General features: G+C 61.2%; 14 protein-coding genes and 1 riboswitch. Of the genes, 9 read left to right on the top strand and 5 right to left on the bottom strand.

All coding sequences use genetic code 11. From position 1 onward, the window contains the following. Positions 1-93: 93 nt before the first annotated feature. On the bottom strand, positions 94-660 hold the full coding sequence (locus FJQ55_RS04485) for a DUF6101 family protein (protein WP_062278037.1): 567 nt from the start codon (positions 658-660) through the stop codon (positions 94-96). A gap of 363 nt (positions 661-1023) precedes the next feature. Between FJQ55_RS04485 and FJQ55_RS04490 the strand changes: the two genes are divergently transcribed. The 4 genes from FJQ55_RS04490 (at position 1024) to modC (ending at position 5905) form a co-directional block, all read left to right on the top strand. Continuing rightward, on the top strand, positions 1024-3207 hold the full coding sequence (locus FJQ55_RS04490; RefSeq protein ID WP_140826489.1) for a DUF1217 domain-containing protein: 2184 nt from the start codon (positions 1024-1026) through the stop codon (positions 3205-3207). An 86-nt stretch (positions 3208-3293) separates the two neighbouring features. Further along, a complete protein-coding gene (gene modA, locus FJQ55_RS04495; protein ID WP_140826490.1) occupies positions 3294-4094 on the top strand; it encodes a molybdate ABC transporter substrate-binding protein in 801 nt (266 codons plus the stop codon). A gap of 24 nt (positions 4095-4118) precedes the next feature. Then, positions 4119-4820: a molybdate ABC transporter permease subunit gene (gene modB / locus FJQ55_RS04500; RefSeq protein ID WP_140826491.1), complete on the top strand. Its 702-nt coding sequence runs from the start codon at positions 4119-4121 to the stop codon at positions 4818-4820. Further along, on the top strand, positions 4820-5905 hold the full coding sequence (gene modC, locus FJQ55_RS04505; protein ID WP_140826492.1) for a molybdenum ABC transporter ATP-binding protein: 1086 nt from the start codon (positions 4820-4822) through the stop codon (positions 5903-5905). The genes modB and modC overlap by 1 nt, the downstream gene beginning before the upstream one ends. Positions 5906-5923: 18 nt before the next feature. On the opposite strand, the gene FJQ55_RS04510 is transcribed toward modC, so the two are convergent. Genes FJQ55_RS04510 through FJQ55_RS04520 form a run of 3 tightly spaced genes read right to left on the bottom strand, consistent with a single transcriptional unit; the run spans position 5924 to position 8758 of the window. Further along, a complete protein-coding gene (locus tag FJQ55_RS04510; RefSeq protein WP_140826493.1) occupies positions 5924-6313 on the bottom strand; it encodes a winged helix-turn-helix domain-containing protein in 390 nt (129 codons plus the stop codon). Between the two features lie 4 nt (positions 6314-6317). Beyond that, positions 6318-7760, bottom strand: coding sequence for an FAD-binding oxidoreductase (locus FJQ55_RS04515; protein WP_425467503.1), 1443 nt, complete (start codon positions 7758-7760; stop codon positions 6318-6320). Continuing rightward, complete coding sequence (locus FJQ55_RS04520) at positions 7757-8758, bottom strand: L-threonylcarbamoyladenylate synthase (protein ID WP_140826494.1); 1002 nt, start codon at positions 8756-8758, stop codon at positions 7757-7759. The genes FJQ55_RS04515 and FJQ55_RS04520 overlap by 4 nt, the downstream gene beginning before the upstream one ends. 219 nt (positions 8759-8977) lie before the next feature. Here FJQ55_RS04520 and FJQ55_RS04525 point away from each other — a divergent pair, with 219 nt between their 5' ends. Next, positions 8978-10057 (top strand): GGDEF domain-containing protein, encoded by a 1080-nt coding sequence (locus tag FJQ55_RS04525; protein WP_140826495.1) that lies wholly within the window; start codon positions 8978-8980, stop codon positions 10055-10057. A gap of 15 nt (positions 10058-10072) precedes the next feature. Here the strand turns inward: FJQ55_RS04525 and FJQ55_RS04530 are convergent, their stop codons facing one another. After that, entirely contained in the window at positions 10073-10675 is a 603-nt protein-coding gene (locus FJQ55_RS04530) for a DUF6656 family protein (protein ID WP_140826496.1), read from the bottom strand. A 303-nt stretch (positions 10676-10978) separates the two neighbouring features. Beyond that, positions 10979-11181: riboswitch (cobalamin riboswitch) on the top strand. Positions 11182-11282: 101 nt separating this feature from the next. Here FJQ55_RS04530 and FJQ55_RS04535 point away from each other — a divergent pair. The 4 genes from FJQ55_RS04535 (at position 11283) to FJQ55_RS04550 (ending at position 14897) form a co-directional block, all read left to right on the top strand. After that, positions 11283-12527, top strand: a complete 1245-nt coding sequence (locus FJQ55_RS04535) for an aromatic ring-hydroxylating oxygenase subunit alpha (RefSeq protein WP_140826497.1) — start codon at positions 11283-11285, stop codon at positions 12525-12527. A 2-nt stretch (positions 12528-12529) separates the two neighbouring features. Beyond that, positions 12530-13615 (top strand): FAD-binding oxidoreductase, encoded by a 1086-nt coding sequence (locus tag FJQ55_RS04540; RefSeq protein ID WP_140826498.1) that lies wholly within the window; start codon positions 12530-12532, stop codon positions 13613-13615. Between the two features lie 205 nt (positions 13616-13820). After that, positions 13821-14210, top strand: coding sequence for a BA14K family protein (locus FJQ55_RS04545; RefSeq protein WP_140826499.1), 390 nt, complete (start codon positions 13821-13823; stop codon positions 14208-14210). A 243-nt stretch (positions 14211-14453) separates the two neighbouring features. After that, a complete protein-coding gene (locus tag FJQ55_RS04550) occupies positions 14454-14897 on the top strand; it encodes a BA14K family protein (protein WP_140826500.1) in 444 nt (147 codons plus the stop codon). Positions 14898-15060: the final 163 nt, after the last annotated feature.

Genomic DNA, 15060 nt, shown 5'->3' on the forward strand with positions numbered 1-15060 from the left:
CCCTATGAGACGGGTCGTCTGACCAAAACCCCAAACGCAAGAGGCCCGGAAGTCGCCTTCCGGGCCTCTTTTTTGTCCCGTCTCAGGACACAATCAGTTGCGGGCGATGATTTCCTTTCCGGAAATCTTCATGGTTACACCCAGCTTGCCGGTGGTGCGACGCACCAGGAAGCGCGGACGGCGCTCGGCGAAATAGGAATGGCGGCGGCGCGGCTGTGTCTCCTTGGTGCGCACCTCGCCGATATGCTCTTCCAGCGGCCGTGCAACGCCATCCGCCTCGACCATCAGCATCGGAATACGGAACGCATCCGACCATCCGCGCCAGTCGGCGGCGATGTCGCACAGGTCGTGAGCAACCAGAAGCGGGATGCACAGTTCCGGATCGTCGTGATGCAGTTCCAGCGTTACGGTGACTTCGCCGTCACCATGATCGATGGCACGGGCCGCCACACCCTTGAAGGCGCGGGCAGGAAGAGCGAAGGAAAGCGGAAGGCCGCTGCCGGCCAGGATCTTGCGCAGCACGGCGCCGCGTTCGTCGATGGTGATCGTCACGTCTCCCGAGGCTCCGCGCAAAGCGTAGGTGACCTGCTGAGGGAACCGTGCAGGGTCCAATCGCAAGGTGGCGCCGGCCCATGCAGGCTTCAAAACGGTGTTCGTCATCTTCATGCTACCCTTGTTTTACCCGAGAGCGCGTCATGTGCTCGTCTGTTCGGGACTTTGCGTCCTCTATGGCGCCAAGATAGCCACGCCCCCTTCGAGACAGCTTAAAAATTGCGGTAAAAAAAACCTTGCGGTCTCAAATGGTTAGTTTTGTCATATCGGGCAGGGTTTCGAAAAAGTGAATGTTTGTTCGCCCTGTTTCAGGGAGAGACAGCCGCACGGCGATAGTCCCGGAAACAGGAGCGGTCGTGCGACGGAAATCGCCACTTCGATCCGCTTCTTCAGGATTTCATAAAGCTCCAGGCAAGAATTGAGGCGCATACTGCGATTCGCGCTGTCTGTATCTTTGCCGAGGAATGCCCGATGGTTTCTACCTTTCTGAGCTACAATCTGGTCACCCGTGACCTGAAGGGAAGCCTCGACCGCGTGGCCTCGGACAGCACCGTCGCGCGCCAGACCCAGTACTTCAAGGACAACATCGACAAGGTCACCTCGGTCGACGAGTTTCTCGACGATTATCAGCTCTATTCCTATGCGATGAAGGCCCATGGTCTCGAAGAGATGACCTATGCCAAGGCTTTCATGAAAAAGGTTCTGGAAAGCGATCTGAACGACGAAAAGAGCTTCGCCAACCAGCTGAGCGACGACCGCTACCGCAGTTTCGCCGCCGCCTTTCAGTTCACCGAAGAAACTGCAGACGGCCAGACGGATGCGCAGCAGACGAAGATGCTGGAGCAATACGAAGCGGCACTCGCGGCCGAAAGCGATTCACTGGAGGCGGAAAGCAACTACTACGATCAACGGATCGATACGATCACCAGCGCCCAGAGCCTGGTCGGGACATCACGGCTGCTGAATTACGCCTTGAACGCTTATGGCATCGACGGCACCTATTACAGTAAGGATCACATCCTGAAGGTGCTGACGAGTGATGTGACCGATAGCAACAGCTATGTGAACCAACTGGTGAAGAACAAGAGCCAGGACGCTGCCGGCTTCCTGAAACTGGCCAAAGCATTCAATTTCAACAGCGACGGCAGCCTTTCCGATACCAAGGCGCAGACCGATACTCAGAAGGAGGCGACAATCTCCCTCTATGTCGACGAAGAGCAGACCTATGTCAGCAATTACTATCTGGAGCGCGAGAAGGCATACTACGCCTCCAAGATCGGCAGCGTTGACTCCGTCACCGACATCACCTCCGACAGCCGCCTGTTCAACTACGTAAAGACAGCTTTCCAGCTCGACAGCACGGTCACGTCGTCGGTGTTCAAGAGCATCGTCACCAGTGATCTCACCGCGTCGGACAACTACGCCGTCACCAATGGCGGCGATGCCTGGGTAGCGCTGGCGCAGAAGTTCAACTTCGACACCACGGGTGCGGTCAAGGCCGATTCGGCTGCTCAGTCCAGCACGCAGCTCGCCACGACGAACAGCAATTTTGCCACCTATTACGACGACGCCGACGAAGAGAAGAAGACGGCCCTCATCGAGACATTCAAGACCGGCATGGCCAAGGTCACCAAGGTCGATGACATTCTGAACAACGCTTCGTTGAAGCTGATATTGCAGCGCACCTTTGGATTCGAATCCAGCGAGTTCAGCAACACGGAACTGCGCAAGGCGCTGACCAGCGACTTCACCGATCCGGAGAGCTATGCCAACAAATCCAAGGATGAACGTCTGATTGAAATGTCGAAGCTGTTCAACTTCGACAGTGACGGCAATATCGACGCGCCGCTGCAGGCCCACAGCACTTTCGCCGCCACGATGATTTCGAAGGACTACATCATCAACAAGTCCCGTTTTCTTGAGGGGACCGAGCTGAAGACAACCAAGGAAACCGCAACCAAGGCGGCGACCTACTACCAGGAAAACATTCAGGGCGTGGAGACGGTCGATGACCTGTTGTCCGATCGCGGCATCATCGATGTGGTGATCGGTGCCTACGGCCTGGATGAGACGGTGAGCGACGATTTCCTCAAGCAGATATTCGCTTCCGATCTGTCCGACCCGAAGAGCTTCGTCAATCAGCAGTCCAGCAACAAATGGGCTGAACTGGTCGCATCCTTCAACTTCGACAGCGAGGGCAAGCTGACCCGCGAGACCTTGGGCACAGTCCAGCAGCGCGGCGAGACGCTCGAGACCGTCAATCTCTATATGCGCCAGACACTGGAAGAGAACGAAGGCGAGAGCAGTGAAGCTGTTCGCCTCGCGCTCTATTTCGAGCGCACGGCGCCGACGATTACCGACGCCTATGAGATCATCGCCGATGACGCTTTGACGGAAGTCTTCCGCACCATCTTCGGCTACACCGAGGATTTCTCCAACATGGATGTTGACGCTCAGGCCAAGGTGATCAAATCGCAGCTTGAGCTGTCCGACCTTCAGGACCCGAAAAAGCTGCAGCGCTTGATCGAACGCTACACCGCCATGTATGACACCGAAAATGCCAGTTATGATACGACGGCAGTCTCGATCCTGTCCGGCGGCAGCGCGAGCATCTCTGCCGACCTGCTCTTGAGCATCGCTCAGCTCAAATACTGAAGAATTCCGAAGCCGCCTGTACCTTGCAGGCGGTTTTCCTTTTGGCTATCGATATATCCAAGGAAATATATCGATGGGGATTTTTCATGCGTAAATTCACGAAGGTTGCCGTCCTCGCCCTTGGCGCGATTGTGGCTCAACTCTCGCCTGCCACCCTTGCGGCAGGGCGTGCAGAAGCCGCCGATCCCATCACAGTCTTCGCCGCGGCAAGCCTCAAAGAAAGCGTCGAGACAATCGCCGCGGACTGGAAGGCCGAAACCGGCAACGAGGTCCGCTTGTCCTTCGCCGGCAGTTCGGCTCTCGCCAAGCAGATCGAGGAAGGCGCGCCCGCTGACGTCTTCATCTCTGCCGATCTGAAGTGGATGGATCATCTCGACAAGGCCGGCAGGATCAAGTCCGCCACCCGCGTCAACCTGCTCGGCAACCGCATTGTGCTCGTCGCACCGAAGGATTCCACGTTAACCGCCACCATCGGCGAAAGCTTCCCCTTGGCGACCCTGTTGGGTGATGGCCGCCTGGCCATGGCCAATGTCGATGCTGTCCCCGCCGGAACCTATGGCAAGGCGGCGCTCGAAAAGCTTGGCGTCTGGCAGAGCGTCAAGGACAAGGTGGCCCAGGCCGAGAATGTCCGCGCGGCCCTGCTGCTGGTCTCGCGCACGGAAGCCCCTCTCGGCATCGTCTACGAGACCGACGCCAAGGTCGATGCGGGTGTGAAAATCCTCGATCGCTTCCCCGAAGAAAGCCACCCGGCCATCGTCTATCCGGCAGCCGTGACCACCGACAGCAAGAATCCCGAAGCCGCCGCCTTCCTCGCTTACTTGCAGGGCGGCAAGGCCCATGCCATCTTCACCGCTGCCGGCTTCACGGTACTCGCCAAGACCAACTGACGGCGGACGAACCCTCGCATCGGGATGCCTTTCTTGACCCTGACGGCTGAAGAATGGACCGCCATGTGGCTCAGCCTGAAGGTTGCGAGCGTGGCTGTCATCTTTTCGCTGCCCCTCGGACTCTTCGTCGCCTGGCTGCTGTCGCGACGAAACTTCTGGGGCAAGTCGCTGTTGAATGGACTTGTTCATCTGCCGTTGATTCTGCCGCCAGTCGTCACGGGTTACCTGCTGTTGATCACCTTTGGTCGGCGTGGCGCCGTCGGCGCCTTTCTCGATAACACGCTCGGCCTCGTTTTTTCCTTCCGCTGGACGGGGGCAGCACTTGCCGCCGCCGTCATGGGGTTCCCGCTTCTCGTCCGCTCCATTCGCCTGTCGCTGGACGCCGTGGACCAGAGGCTGGAAGCGGCCGCCTCAACGCTCGGCGCGAGCCCCGCCCATGTCTTCCTTACTGTTACCCTGCCGCTGATCCTGCCCGGCATCGCCGCCGGGGCCATCCTCGCCTTCGCCAAGTCCATGGGTGAATTCGGCGCGACCATCACCTTCGTCTCCAATATCCCCGGTGAGACCCAGACGCTCGCCTCGGCCATCTACACCTACACCCAGGTGCCGGGCGGTGATGTCGCTGCCATGCGCCTCACCCTGATCTCCATCGCCCTCTCGCTCGGTGCGCTCGTCGCTTCCGAATTCCTTTCCCGGCGCATCGCCGCCCGCGTCGGAGCGGGCTGATGCTGGAGATCTCCGTTCACCACCACCAGGGCGCCTTCACCCTCGACGCCAACCTCGCCATCGGCCGCGGCCTCACGGCGCTCTTCGGTCCCTCCGGTTCCGGCAAAACAACACTCGTCAACATGCTCGCCGGCCTGATCCGTCCCACACAGGGCCGCGTGGTCTTCGACGGAGAGCCATGGACCGATACCGGGCGCGGCGTCTTCGTGCCCCCGCATCGCCGGCGCATCGGTTATGTCTTCCAGGAAGGTCGCCTCTTTCCGCACATGAGCGTATTGCAGAACCTGCGCTACGGCGAAAAATCTTTGCCCAAGGGCGAGCGTCGCGAGGATCTTGCCCGCGTGACCAACTTGCTCGGCATTTCCGCTTTGCTCGACCGTCGCCCCGCCCATCTTTCCGGCGGCGAAAAGCAACGCGTGGCGCTCGGCCGCGCCTTGATGGCAAGCCCCAAACTACTCTTGATGGACGAACCGCTCTCGGCACTCGATCACGATCTGAAGGGCCAGATCCTGCCCTATATCGAGCGCATCCGCGACGATGTCGGCATACCGATCCTCTATGTCAGTCATTCGCTCGACGAGGTGGCGCGACTGGCAACCGGCGTCGTCACCTTCGAACGCGGCAAGACAACCGCCATCGGCGGTCCGGATGCCATGTTGGCAACGATCGCGCGTGGCACGGGAGACTTACCGGCCGGCAATTTCATTGAAGCGACCGTCACCGGCCACGATGACCGGGATGGCCTGACGGAAGCCCTGGCCACGGCAGGCCCGATCGTATTGAGGCGTGCTCAAGTCGAGATCGGCGCCCGCATCCGCGTTTTCGTGCCGGTGTCGGATATCGTCGTGGCCAAGGGGGCCGCCGACGGATTATCGACGCTTAACAGGCTGTCAGGGGTGGTCGCTGATATCTCGGATAGCGGTGAGGGCGCAGTAACACTGAGCGTCAGCTGCAACGGCGAGCGTCTGCTGGCCGAACTTACCCGCCGTTCTGTGTCTCAACTTGCCCTGACAAAGGGCATGCCGGTCAGCCTGCTGTTCAAGACGGTGTCGATCGCCCCCGAGGGACTGTTCCGCCGGCTTTAGGGTCACGCAGCGAGCGCTTCACGCCTCGTCTTGCGCACCCTTTCCTGACCTCTCGGTAAAATCGATGGCCTGTAAGCTCGCCAGCCAATCCAGATCCGCCTGAAGCACCCGGCGGCTCTCGGCTTCCATCCTCCGGCAGGTTTCAAGCAGTCGCTCGCCGAAGGCCGTCAGCCCGGCCCCGCCGCCACTCTTTCCGCCGTGGCGGGTCACGATCGACGGATTTACAAACATCCGGTTGATCTCGTCGGCGAGCAGCCAGGCCCGCCGATAGGACATGCCCATGGCCGCCCCCGCCGCCCGGATCGAGCCGTGTTCGACGATCAGCGCCAGCAATCGCGCCTTGCCGGGCCCTAGCCGCGCGCCATTGGCGAAATCGATCCTGAACGAAAGGCGAGGGGAGCTGCCCATGGCCTCACTCGACCACCTTGCCGGGGTTCATGATCCCTGCCGGGTCGAAAGCCTGCTTGATCCGACGCATCAGCTCGGTCTCGATGGCCGGTCGGCTGGCGGCCAGTTCGTCCCGCTTCAGCTGCCCGACGCCATGTTCCGCCGAAATCGAACCGCTGTGGCGGTGCACGACGGCGTGAACCACCGCATTCACCTCGCGCCAGCGGGCAATGAAGGCGGCCTTGTCGGCGCCAACAGGCTGGCTGATGTTGTAATGGATATTGCCGTCGCCCAGATGCCCGAAGGCGCAGATGCGGGCATCCGGAATTAGCGCATGCACGGCGGCATCGGCCTCCGCAAGAAACGCGGGGATGCGCGAGATCGGCACGGACACGTCGTGCTTGATCGACCCGCCCTCCGGCTTCTGCGCGTCCGACATGCTCTCGCGCAGGTGCCAGAAGGCATCCTGTTGTGCAAGGGAGCTGGCAATCGCCGCATCTGAGACGAGACCACTTTGGAATGCTTCGGTCAGCAGCGCCTGCATCATCAGATCGGCAGCCTCGGCCGTATCGGAGGTGGAAATGTCAATCAGCGCATACCAGGCATGGACGGAAGCGAGCGGATCGCGAACGCCCGGAATATGCTTTGTCGTGAACTCGATGCCGATGCGCGGCATCAGCTCGAAACCGGTTAGCGCCGACCCGCAACGCTGCGACGCTAATTCGAAGAGCGCGAGAGCAGCTTTAGGCGAGGAAAGGCCGGCATAGGCCACCTGCCGCCCGCGCGGACGAGGATACATCTTCAGCACCGCCCCGGTGATCACGCCGAGCGTCCCCTCCGCCCCGATGAACAGGTCACGCAGGTCATAGCCGCTATTGTCCTTCTTGAGGCGCCTGAGGCCGTCCCAGATCTCGCCCGTCGGCAGGACCACTTCGAGGCCGAGGCAGAGCTGGCGCATATTGCCATAGGCGAGCACGGCCGTGCCGCCGGCATTCGTCGCCAGGTTGCCGCCGATCCGGCAGGAGCCTTCGGAGCCAAGCGACAGAGGAAACAACCGCCCATGCGCCTCTGCCGCCTTCTGCACATCCGCAAGGATGGCGCCGCCATCGGCGACGATCACATCAGCGACCGGGTCGACCTCCCGGATCTTGTTCATCCGTTCGAGCGACAGCAGCACGTCCTGCCCGCCTTCGCGCGGGACCTGACCGCCGACGAGGCCGGTGCCGCCGCTCACTGGAACGATCGCCGTACCGGTTTCTGATGCCAGTTTCATGATCGCCGAGACTTCTGCCGTCGATGCCGGTTTCAGCACCAGCGGCGAAGACCCGTGGTACAGCCCGCGGTTTTCCGTGAGATAGGGTTTGATGTCTGCCTCACGCACCAGGGCATGGGCCTCGCCGACGATATCCATGAAGGCTTGAAGCAGGCCTTCCCGGCTCCTGCCGGAAGAATGGGTCGAATCGCTCATGCCTCTGCTCCTTCCGCGCCGCGTGGAGCAGCCGCCCGCACCAGCCGGTCATTGATCGCCTCGCCAAGACCCTGCTCGGGGATCGGCATGACCGCAATGCCGAAAGCCCCCGTCGCGTCGGCTTGTTTCAGATAGGCGAAAAGATTGGCCGCCGCTTCCGCGAGGTCGCCCGCTTGGCTGAGGTTCAGCACCACCCTGGCTTTCTCCGCTCCTGCGGCCGGCTCCTGACCGAAAGCGATCAGCGCTTCGTCGGCAAGAACCTCGGTCGCGTTGAGCCGCACTTGCGCGCGCGGGGCATAATGCGATGCAAGCATGCCCGGCGCCTCGATCGCAGCTGTCCCGGCAGCCTTGAGACGCTCGACCGAGAGTCCGGTTGCATCCTCGATCGCCTCGACGGGAACGCCCCCCGGCCGCAACAGCCGGATGCGGCCGTCCTCCACCTTCACGATCGTCGATTCCACCCCGACAGGGCATGCGCCGCCATCGATGATGACGCCGATCTTGGCGCCGAGATCGGCCTCGACATGGGCCGCCGTCGTCGGGCTCACCAACCCGGAAGAATTGGCGCTTGGCGCTGCCAGCGGCCGCCCATAAGCGCCGATCAGTCGTGCCGGGAAACCGAGCGGCACCCGAATGCCGACACTGTCGAGGCCGGCGGTCGCCAGCGCGTGAATGTTCGACCTGTCGGAAAGAGGCAGCACCAGCGTCAGTGGCCCGGGCCAGAACGTTTCCGCCAGCTTACGCGAGATCGGGTCAAACATCGCATGACGCTCCGCCATCGCGAGATCCGACATATGGCAGATCAGCGGATTGAAGCGTGGTCGCCCTTTGGTCTCGTAGATCGAGGTGATGGCCGCAGGATCGGTCGCGTCAGCGGCAAGGCCGTAAACGGTCTCGGTCGGAACAGCGACGGGGCGACCGGCTTCGAGCACCGCGATCGCAGCGGCAATCGCTGCGTCCGCTCCGCCTTCATCGTCGATGGAAATCACGCGTGCCATGCGCCCGCCTTGCTCGTTGGAAAGTCCGTCCATAGCGCGGACGGGGGGACGGGATCAAACCTCAATTTTCGAAACCGGACCTGCCTGAGGCCACACCCTCTATTTTAAGGGGGAACGTGATCGTTCAAATTTTACCTACCGGTGTAACCGAAAGAAAGAAGTCTTCTGCTTATTCTGTTTTCAACGAACACAGACTGCCTCAAGACCGGGACGTATCAGATGCAGCAGATGAAGAACCCAGCGGCCAGCATCGCGCTTCGTGTGGCGACCGCAATGCACCAGATGGGCATCGACGGCCTGCCACGTAACTACGAACTGGTCTACGAGGCTTATTCGGGCAGCAATCCGGAACTCGTTCGCGATTTCATCGCACTCGGCAAGGTCAAGACCCAGGAAGCGCTGGATGAACTCGGCCGCAAATATCTGCCGCATCAGCATGAAGATGGGCTGCTGAGCCGCCAGAACGGCCAGGTCCGCGCCGAGATGAGCAATTTCATCTCGCTGCTCAATGAAGAGAAAATTTCGCTGACCGATTACGGTCGCGTCATCGGCCATGCCTCGCGCACCATCCTGACCGAGGCGGACCTGGAAGGCACGCCGCTCGGCCAGTCGATCAAGATGCTAAAGGCCGCGACTGAAAAGCGCGCCCACCAGAACAGCAATGTCGTGCGCGCTGTCGTCGACAAGACCGCATCGCTCGCGGACATGCAGCGTGAGGCCGAGGAAGCCGAAGCTGCGAAATTCGTCGACCCGCTCACCCGCCTCGCCAGCCGCCGCGCCTTCAACAAGGCCGTGGCCAAAATCTATGCCAATCCGGAAATGCCGGCTCTCTGCGGTGTCGCCATTGGTGAAATCGACGATTACGCCCGCATCCAGGAACAGATGGGCCCGACTGTCGCCGAGCGGCTTTTGATGCAGGTGGGCAAGGTTCTTGAAGCCGTTTCTGGTGGTGGTGATCTCGCCTGCCGCTTTGACGGCGGTCGGTTCGGCCTCCTGCTCTATACCTCTGATCAGGACGAGATCAGCCGCGTCGTCGACCTCGTGCGCGGCAAGCTGAAGGCCAGCGCCTTTGTCGGCTCGAACGGTGGCCGCAGCATGGGCCAGCTGTCCATGTCTTTCGGCATCTGCTTCTCAGAGCAGGCACCGAACGCCTTCGACTTCACGAACTTCGCCGAAAAGGCTTTGTCGACCTCCAAGGCAGCCGGCGGCGACACCGTTACCGTCTATGGTGCTTCCGATTACGTTTCCAAGGACTGGCTGCTCTACAAGAAGAAGCCGCTTGGCGGCTTTGGTGCCTGATCAGGCAGGGCTCAATCAGAGCTTGGCGATGATCTTGCGAAGCTCCGCATCCCGCGCACCGAGCATCAGCACGTTGCGCAGCGCCTCCTTCGGATCATGGGTGCGAAAGAGCAGCCCGTTGTCGCGGATTGAGCGGTCGATGGTCATGGCTTTCGCTTCTGCTTCCGGCTTCAGCGCCACGGCAAAATACATCCGCGAATAGTTCTGCCGGATCCGCTCGAAGAACGCTTCATTCTCACCGATTTCTGCGAAGAAATTGGCGATGTAGAAGGCCCAGCGCACATCGGCATATCGGGCAAAATTCGTCCGCGCCGCCGTCACGTGACAGTAGCCCAGATGCGGGCTGTCGCTCAGCGTGCGGTGAAAGATGATCTTCGGAAACTGGATCGACCGGTGGAAGGAGTTGATCCGTGTATGCGTCGTATCGGCAGCCGCTTCCAGCCGCTTGCCGGTCCGCTCCGCCACTTCCTCATAGGTGAGATAGCGCCGCTGCTCCGGGACCCAGTCATCGCGATGCCGCGAAATGCGCCCGGTCCGCAGGAATTCAGTATGAGCCGCCTTGGCTGGGGATCCAGCCTTCTCGGTCTTTGATGCCGCGAAATATCTCAGTTTCTGCATTTTGACGCTCTGACGGTGCCCGGCTTCAAGTGTAGAGCTTACCGCAGCATGGTTAATCATCATTTGATGGTATTCTGCGGTACAGAGGTTTCGCGAGGCTTGCCGCACTGCAAATCCTGAAATCTTCCTTCACTCGCTCATTTGCGCCATCGTCGCTGAAAGCAGAACTTATCCGTTGCTGCAGTTTGCCGAAATATAACGACAATTTCCGATTTTGCTCTTCACGAGACAGCCTCTGCATATGTCGCAAACGATTTCTGCCGTGTCGTTCCGCAGTGCAGCGCCGCCTCGGGCCTTGTGATTAGATGAACCCAAGCTCGAGGTGCTGCCCAGCTAGGGAGGGCGGGAAATCGGGAAGCCGGTCAAAATCCGGCGCTGCCCCCGCAACGGTGGTGGAGAATGCGCTTCGGCACAAAGCCACTGGGAGAAACCCTGGGAAGGCGCCGGCGCGGTCCGCAAATGGACCACTCCAGAGCCCGGAAACCAGCCTCGGGAAACGAACAATCAAGGTCGCGGCGGGCGGCCGGAGATGGCCGTGCTCTGCCCATCCCAAGGGGCGGTGCCGTGCTGCGCTCCTCATCCGCCGATCCAGGAAAACGAGGACGACATGGACCTGCAGACCACGGCATTGCGCCAGTTGAAGAACCGCCGCGAAGGCTTCAGCCTTGAACAGCCCTTTTACATCGACCAGGACTACTTCAAGCTCGACATGGAGACGATCTGGTATCGCGACTGGCTGTTCATGGGCCATGACTGCGAGATCCCGCGCGCCGGCAATTATTTCACCGTTCAGGTCGGCGATTATCCTGTCGTCATCGTGCGCGGCAAGGACCAGGTCATCCGCGCCTTCCACAACACCTGCCGCCATCGCGGCCACCGCGTCTGCACGCAGGACAAGGGCGCATCCGCCAAGCTCGTCTGTCCCTATCACCAGTGGACCTACGACCTCGACGGCTCGCTGGTCTTTGCCCGTCAGATGGGCGAGAATTTCGACAAGGCGGACTTCGGCCTGAAGACGGCCCATTGCGAAAGCGTCGCCGGCTACATCTTCATCTGTCTGGCCAACGAAGCCCCTGACTTCGCCCCCGTCCGCGCCTCGATCGAGCCCTACATGGCGCCGCACCGCCTGTCGGAAGCCAAGGTCGCCCACAAGACGACGATCATCGAAAAGGGCAACTGGAAGCTTGTCTGGGAAAACAACCGCGAATGCTACCACTGCGCCGGCAATCACCCGGAACTCTGCCGCACCTATCCGGAAGCCCCGACGGCAACCGGTGTCCAGGGCGCCGGTGACGATCCCTTCATTGCCGACCACTGGGCGCGCTGCGAAGCCGCAGGTCTCCCCTCCACCTTCAAGATGGATCCGTCGGGCCAGTTCCGCACCGCCCGCATGCCGCTGATCCAGGATGCCGAGAGCTACACCATGTCCGGCAAGCGCGCCGTGAAGAAGCCGCTCTCTGCCGACGTGCCGATCAGCCATATCGGCACCATGCTGCTCTTCCACTATCCGACGACCTGGAACCACATCCTCGGCGACCACGCGATCTCCTTCCGCGTCCTGCCGATCTCGGCCGAGGAAACCGCGGTCACCACCACCTGGCTGGTCAACAAGGATGCGGTCGAAGGCGTCGACTACGACCTCGAAGAGCTGACCCATGTCTGGACCATGACCAACGATCAGGACCGCTCGATCGTCGAGGAAAATGCCTTCGGCATCCGCTCCCCGGCCTATGAGCCCGGCCCCTATTCGGTCGATCACGAAGGCGGCGTCATGCAGTTCGTCGAATGGTATTCCAACTTCATGATCGAGCGTCTGCAGGGCGACAAGGCCCGCCTCTCGGCGGTGGCATAAAGATGAACATCGCGGTCAACCCATACCGTCACGTGGACGAGATGCATCCCTGGTCCGACAGGGAGCATTTGCTCGAATGCGTTGCCGTCACGCCGGAAGCCCCCGACGTGATGACATTCACCTTCAAGCCGAACAAGCCAAACCTCTGGTTTCGTTACCAGCCCGGCCAGTTCGTCACGTTGGAGATCCCGGCCGAGCCTGAGCCGGTCATGCGCACCTACACGCTCTCCTCCAGCCCCTCACGCCCCTATACGGTCGCGGTCACGGTGAAGGCGCAGGCCGACAGTATCGGCACCCGCTGGATGTTCGACAACCTGAAGCCCGGCATGGCGCTGAAGGCCTTCGGCCCGCTCGGTGATTTCTCCTATGCCCGCCATCCGGGCAAGAAATACCTCTTCGTTTCGGCCGGCTCGGGCATCACGCCGATGATGTCGATGACCCGCGACATGAGCGATCGGGCGCCCGACAGCGACATCACCTTCCTCAACTGCGCGCGCTCGCCCGACGACATCATCTTCCGCTGGGAGCTTGAGGCCAAGGCCCGCGAGATGCCGCATTTGACGCTCGGCTTCATCGTCGAACAGGTGTCGCGCGGCCAGCTCTGGTCGGGGCTGAAGGGCCGGATCGACAAGGCCAAGATCGCGCTTCTGGCACCCGACTTCCTCGAACGCACCGTCTTCTGCTGTGGCCCGGCGCCCTTCATGGCAACCGTCCGCGAGGCGCTCGAAGGCGCCGGCTTCGACATGAAGAACTATCATGAAGAAGCCTTCCAGCCGGTCAAGCCGGAGCCGCTCGTGGTCGTCGCAGATCATGCCGATGGCGAGCAGCCGACCAAGGTCAAGTTCGCCATGTCCGGCAAGGACGGGCTCTGCGCCCCCGGCCACACGGTTCTGCAGGCGGCCCGCGCCGCCGGCGTGAGGATCGGCGCTGCCTGCGAATCCGGCCTTTGCGGCACCTGCAAGGTCATGAAGCTCTCGGGCGAGGTCGAGATGGACCACAATGGCGGCATCCTCGACGACGAGATCGACGAAGGCTACATCCTCGCCTGCTGTTCGCGGCCGAAGGGCGACATCGAAATCGAAGCCTGAACCATCCTGGAGCGGGCGTCCTCATTCGCCCGTGCACCCCGCTGTTTGCCCTGTGTTCGGGGGCTTGTTCCATCGCCCCTGACGCATTAGCCTTCCATCATTGACGCCTCCCATGCCCGGAAGTCTCAGCCGGGGCTCGCATCGAACCAGACCATGAGGGTCCGGCGTGTGCGGCGGAGGCTCGATAAAATGGGAGGGGAATCGCATGAGCAGGATCTGGACCTTCATGGCCGCTGTCTGCGTGACACTGACAGGTATTGTCGCCGAAAGCGCACCGGTCAGCGCAGGCGTCGATGTTGTCGTCTACGAACGCTATGAGCGCTACCAGCGCATCACCGTCAAGACGCATCACGGCAATCGGCCCTATCGACCGGGCTACGTCTATCACCGAGGCCACTGGTTTTCCGCAGCATCGATGCGCGCAGGCGTCATCGTCGATCGGCCCATCCTGCCGCATCGGATCATCCGTTCCGTTGAATTCCACCCGCGCCACTACAGCTGGTGCGCCGACCGCTATCGGTCCTACAACTGGCGCAGCAACACCTTTCAGCCGTATCACGGTCCGCGTCGGCAGTGCTACTCACCCTATTTCTGATGGCTGAACCTAGATCTCGACATTCCGCCGGTCACGATCAAGTGTCCGGTGGAACATTGCCCTGTATTGCCCGTTGACGGGCACTTGCGTGCCGAAGCCGCCTACGGCCCGGTACACGCGGTGCGCGAGGCCAGATTTCCCATTAATCCTGGGTTCAGGCTGGCGCCGTTAACCTTTGTTCAAGATAGGCACTGGTCGTCACACGTCCAGGCTTGTCTCAAACACAGACAGGGAGAAAACACCATGAAGACTGTCTTCAAGAAAGCCGCCGTTGCCGCCCTGGCATCGGTCATCGGGCTTACCGGCATGATCCCCGCCCAGGCCCAGGTGATCCGCCCCACTGCGCCGGTCGCAGCGACGTCGGATGTCACACAGGTTCAGTTCCGCCGCGACCGTGACCGCTACGAGGCCCGCCGCTACTGGCGCGGTCATCGTGGCTATCGTGAACGCCGCGCCGGCTACCGTTACCACAATGGCTACTGGTACCCGCTCGCAGCCTTCGCTGCCGGTGCCATCATCGGTGGCGCCATCGCCAACCAGCCGCGCGCCGTCCCGCGCGTCTCGGGCAACCTGAGTGCGAACCACTACCAGTGGTGCCAGAACCGCTATCGTTCTTACGACAGCTATTCGAACACCTTCCAGCCGTATAACGGCCCGCGCCAGCAGTGCGTCTCGCCTTACTACTGATCCCTTTCAGGGAAACTTATCGCCATCTCAAGCCGCTCGCAGCCCGTCGCTGCGGGCGGTTTTTTCGTGTTCTTTCCGAGACTTTCCTAACGCCGCCATGGCCGCATTAACCATTTGTTAACCAAATCGGCGCTACTTCTTGCATCAACGATTTGTTTACGTA

The sequence above is a fragment of the Rhizobium glycinendophyticum genome (assembly GCF_006443685.1).
Lineage (GTDB): Bacteria > Pseudomonadota > Alphaproteobacteria > Rhizobiales > Rhizobiaceae > Allorhizobium > Allorhizobium glycinendophyticum.

Bases quoted from the DNA above. Each gene is read 5' to 3' on its own strand.
- FJQ55_RS04490 (WP_140826489.1), top strand. From the start codon at position 1,024: ATGGTTTCTACCTTTCTGAGCTACAATCTGGTCACCCGTGACCTGAAG.
- FJQ55_RS04520 (WP_140826494.1), bottom strand. From the start codon at position 8,758: ATGGCACGCGTGATTTCCATCGACGATGAAGGCGGAGCGGACGCAGCG.
- FJQ55_RS04515 (WP_425467503.1), bottom strand. From the start codon at position 7,760: ATGAGCGATTCGACCCATTCTTCCGGCAGGAGCCGGGAAGGCCTGCTT.
- modB (WP_140826491.1), top strand. From the start codon at position 4,119: ATGCCTTTCTTGACCCTGACGGCTGAAGAATGGACCGCCATGTGGCTC.
- FJQ55_RS04525 (WP_140826495.1), top strand. From the start codon at position 8,978: ATGCAGCAGATGAAGAACCCAGCGGCCAGCATCGCGCTTCGTGTGGCG.
- modC (WP_140826492.1), top strand. From the start codon at position 4,820: ATGCTGGAGATCTCCGTTCACCACCACCAGGGCGCCTTCACCCTCGAC.
- FJQ55_RS04510 (WP_140826493.1), bottom strand. From the start codon at position 6,313: ATGGGCAGCTCCCCTCGCCTTTCGTTCAGGATCGATTTCGCCAATGGC.
- FJQ55_RS04530 (WP_140826496.1), bottom strand. From the start codon at position 10,675: ATGCAGAAACTGAGATATTTCGCGGCATCAAAGACCGAGAAGGCTGGA.
- FJQ55_RS04535 (WP_140826497.1), top strand. From the start codon at position 11,283: ATGGACCTGCAGACCACGGCATTGCGCCAGTTGAAGAACCGCCGCGAA.
- FJQ55_RS04540 (WP_140826498.1), top strand. From the start codon at position 12,530: ATGAACATCGCGGTCAACCCATACCGTCACGTGGACGAGATGCATCCC.
- FJQ55_RS04485 (WP_062278037.1), bottom strand. From the start codon at position 660: ATGACGAACACCGTTTTGAAGCCTGCATGGGCCGGCGCCACCTTGCGA.
- FJQ55_RS04545 (WP_140826499.1), top strand. From the start codon at position 13,821: ATGAGCAGGATCTGGACCTTCATGGCCGCTGTCTGCGTGACACTGACA.
- modA (WP_140826490.1), top strand. From the start codon at position 3,294: ATGCGTAAATTCACGAAGGTTGCCGTCCTCGCCCTTGGCGCGATTGTG.
- FJQ55_RS04550 (WP_140826500.1), top strand. From the start codon at position 14,454: ATGAAGACTGTCTTCAAGAAAGCCGCCGTTGCCGCCCTGGCATCGGTC.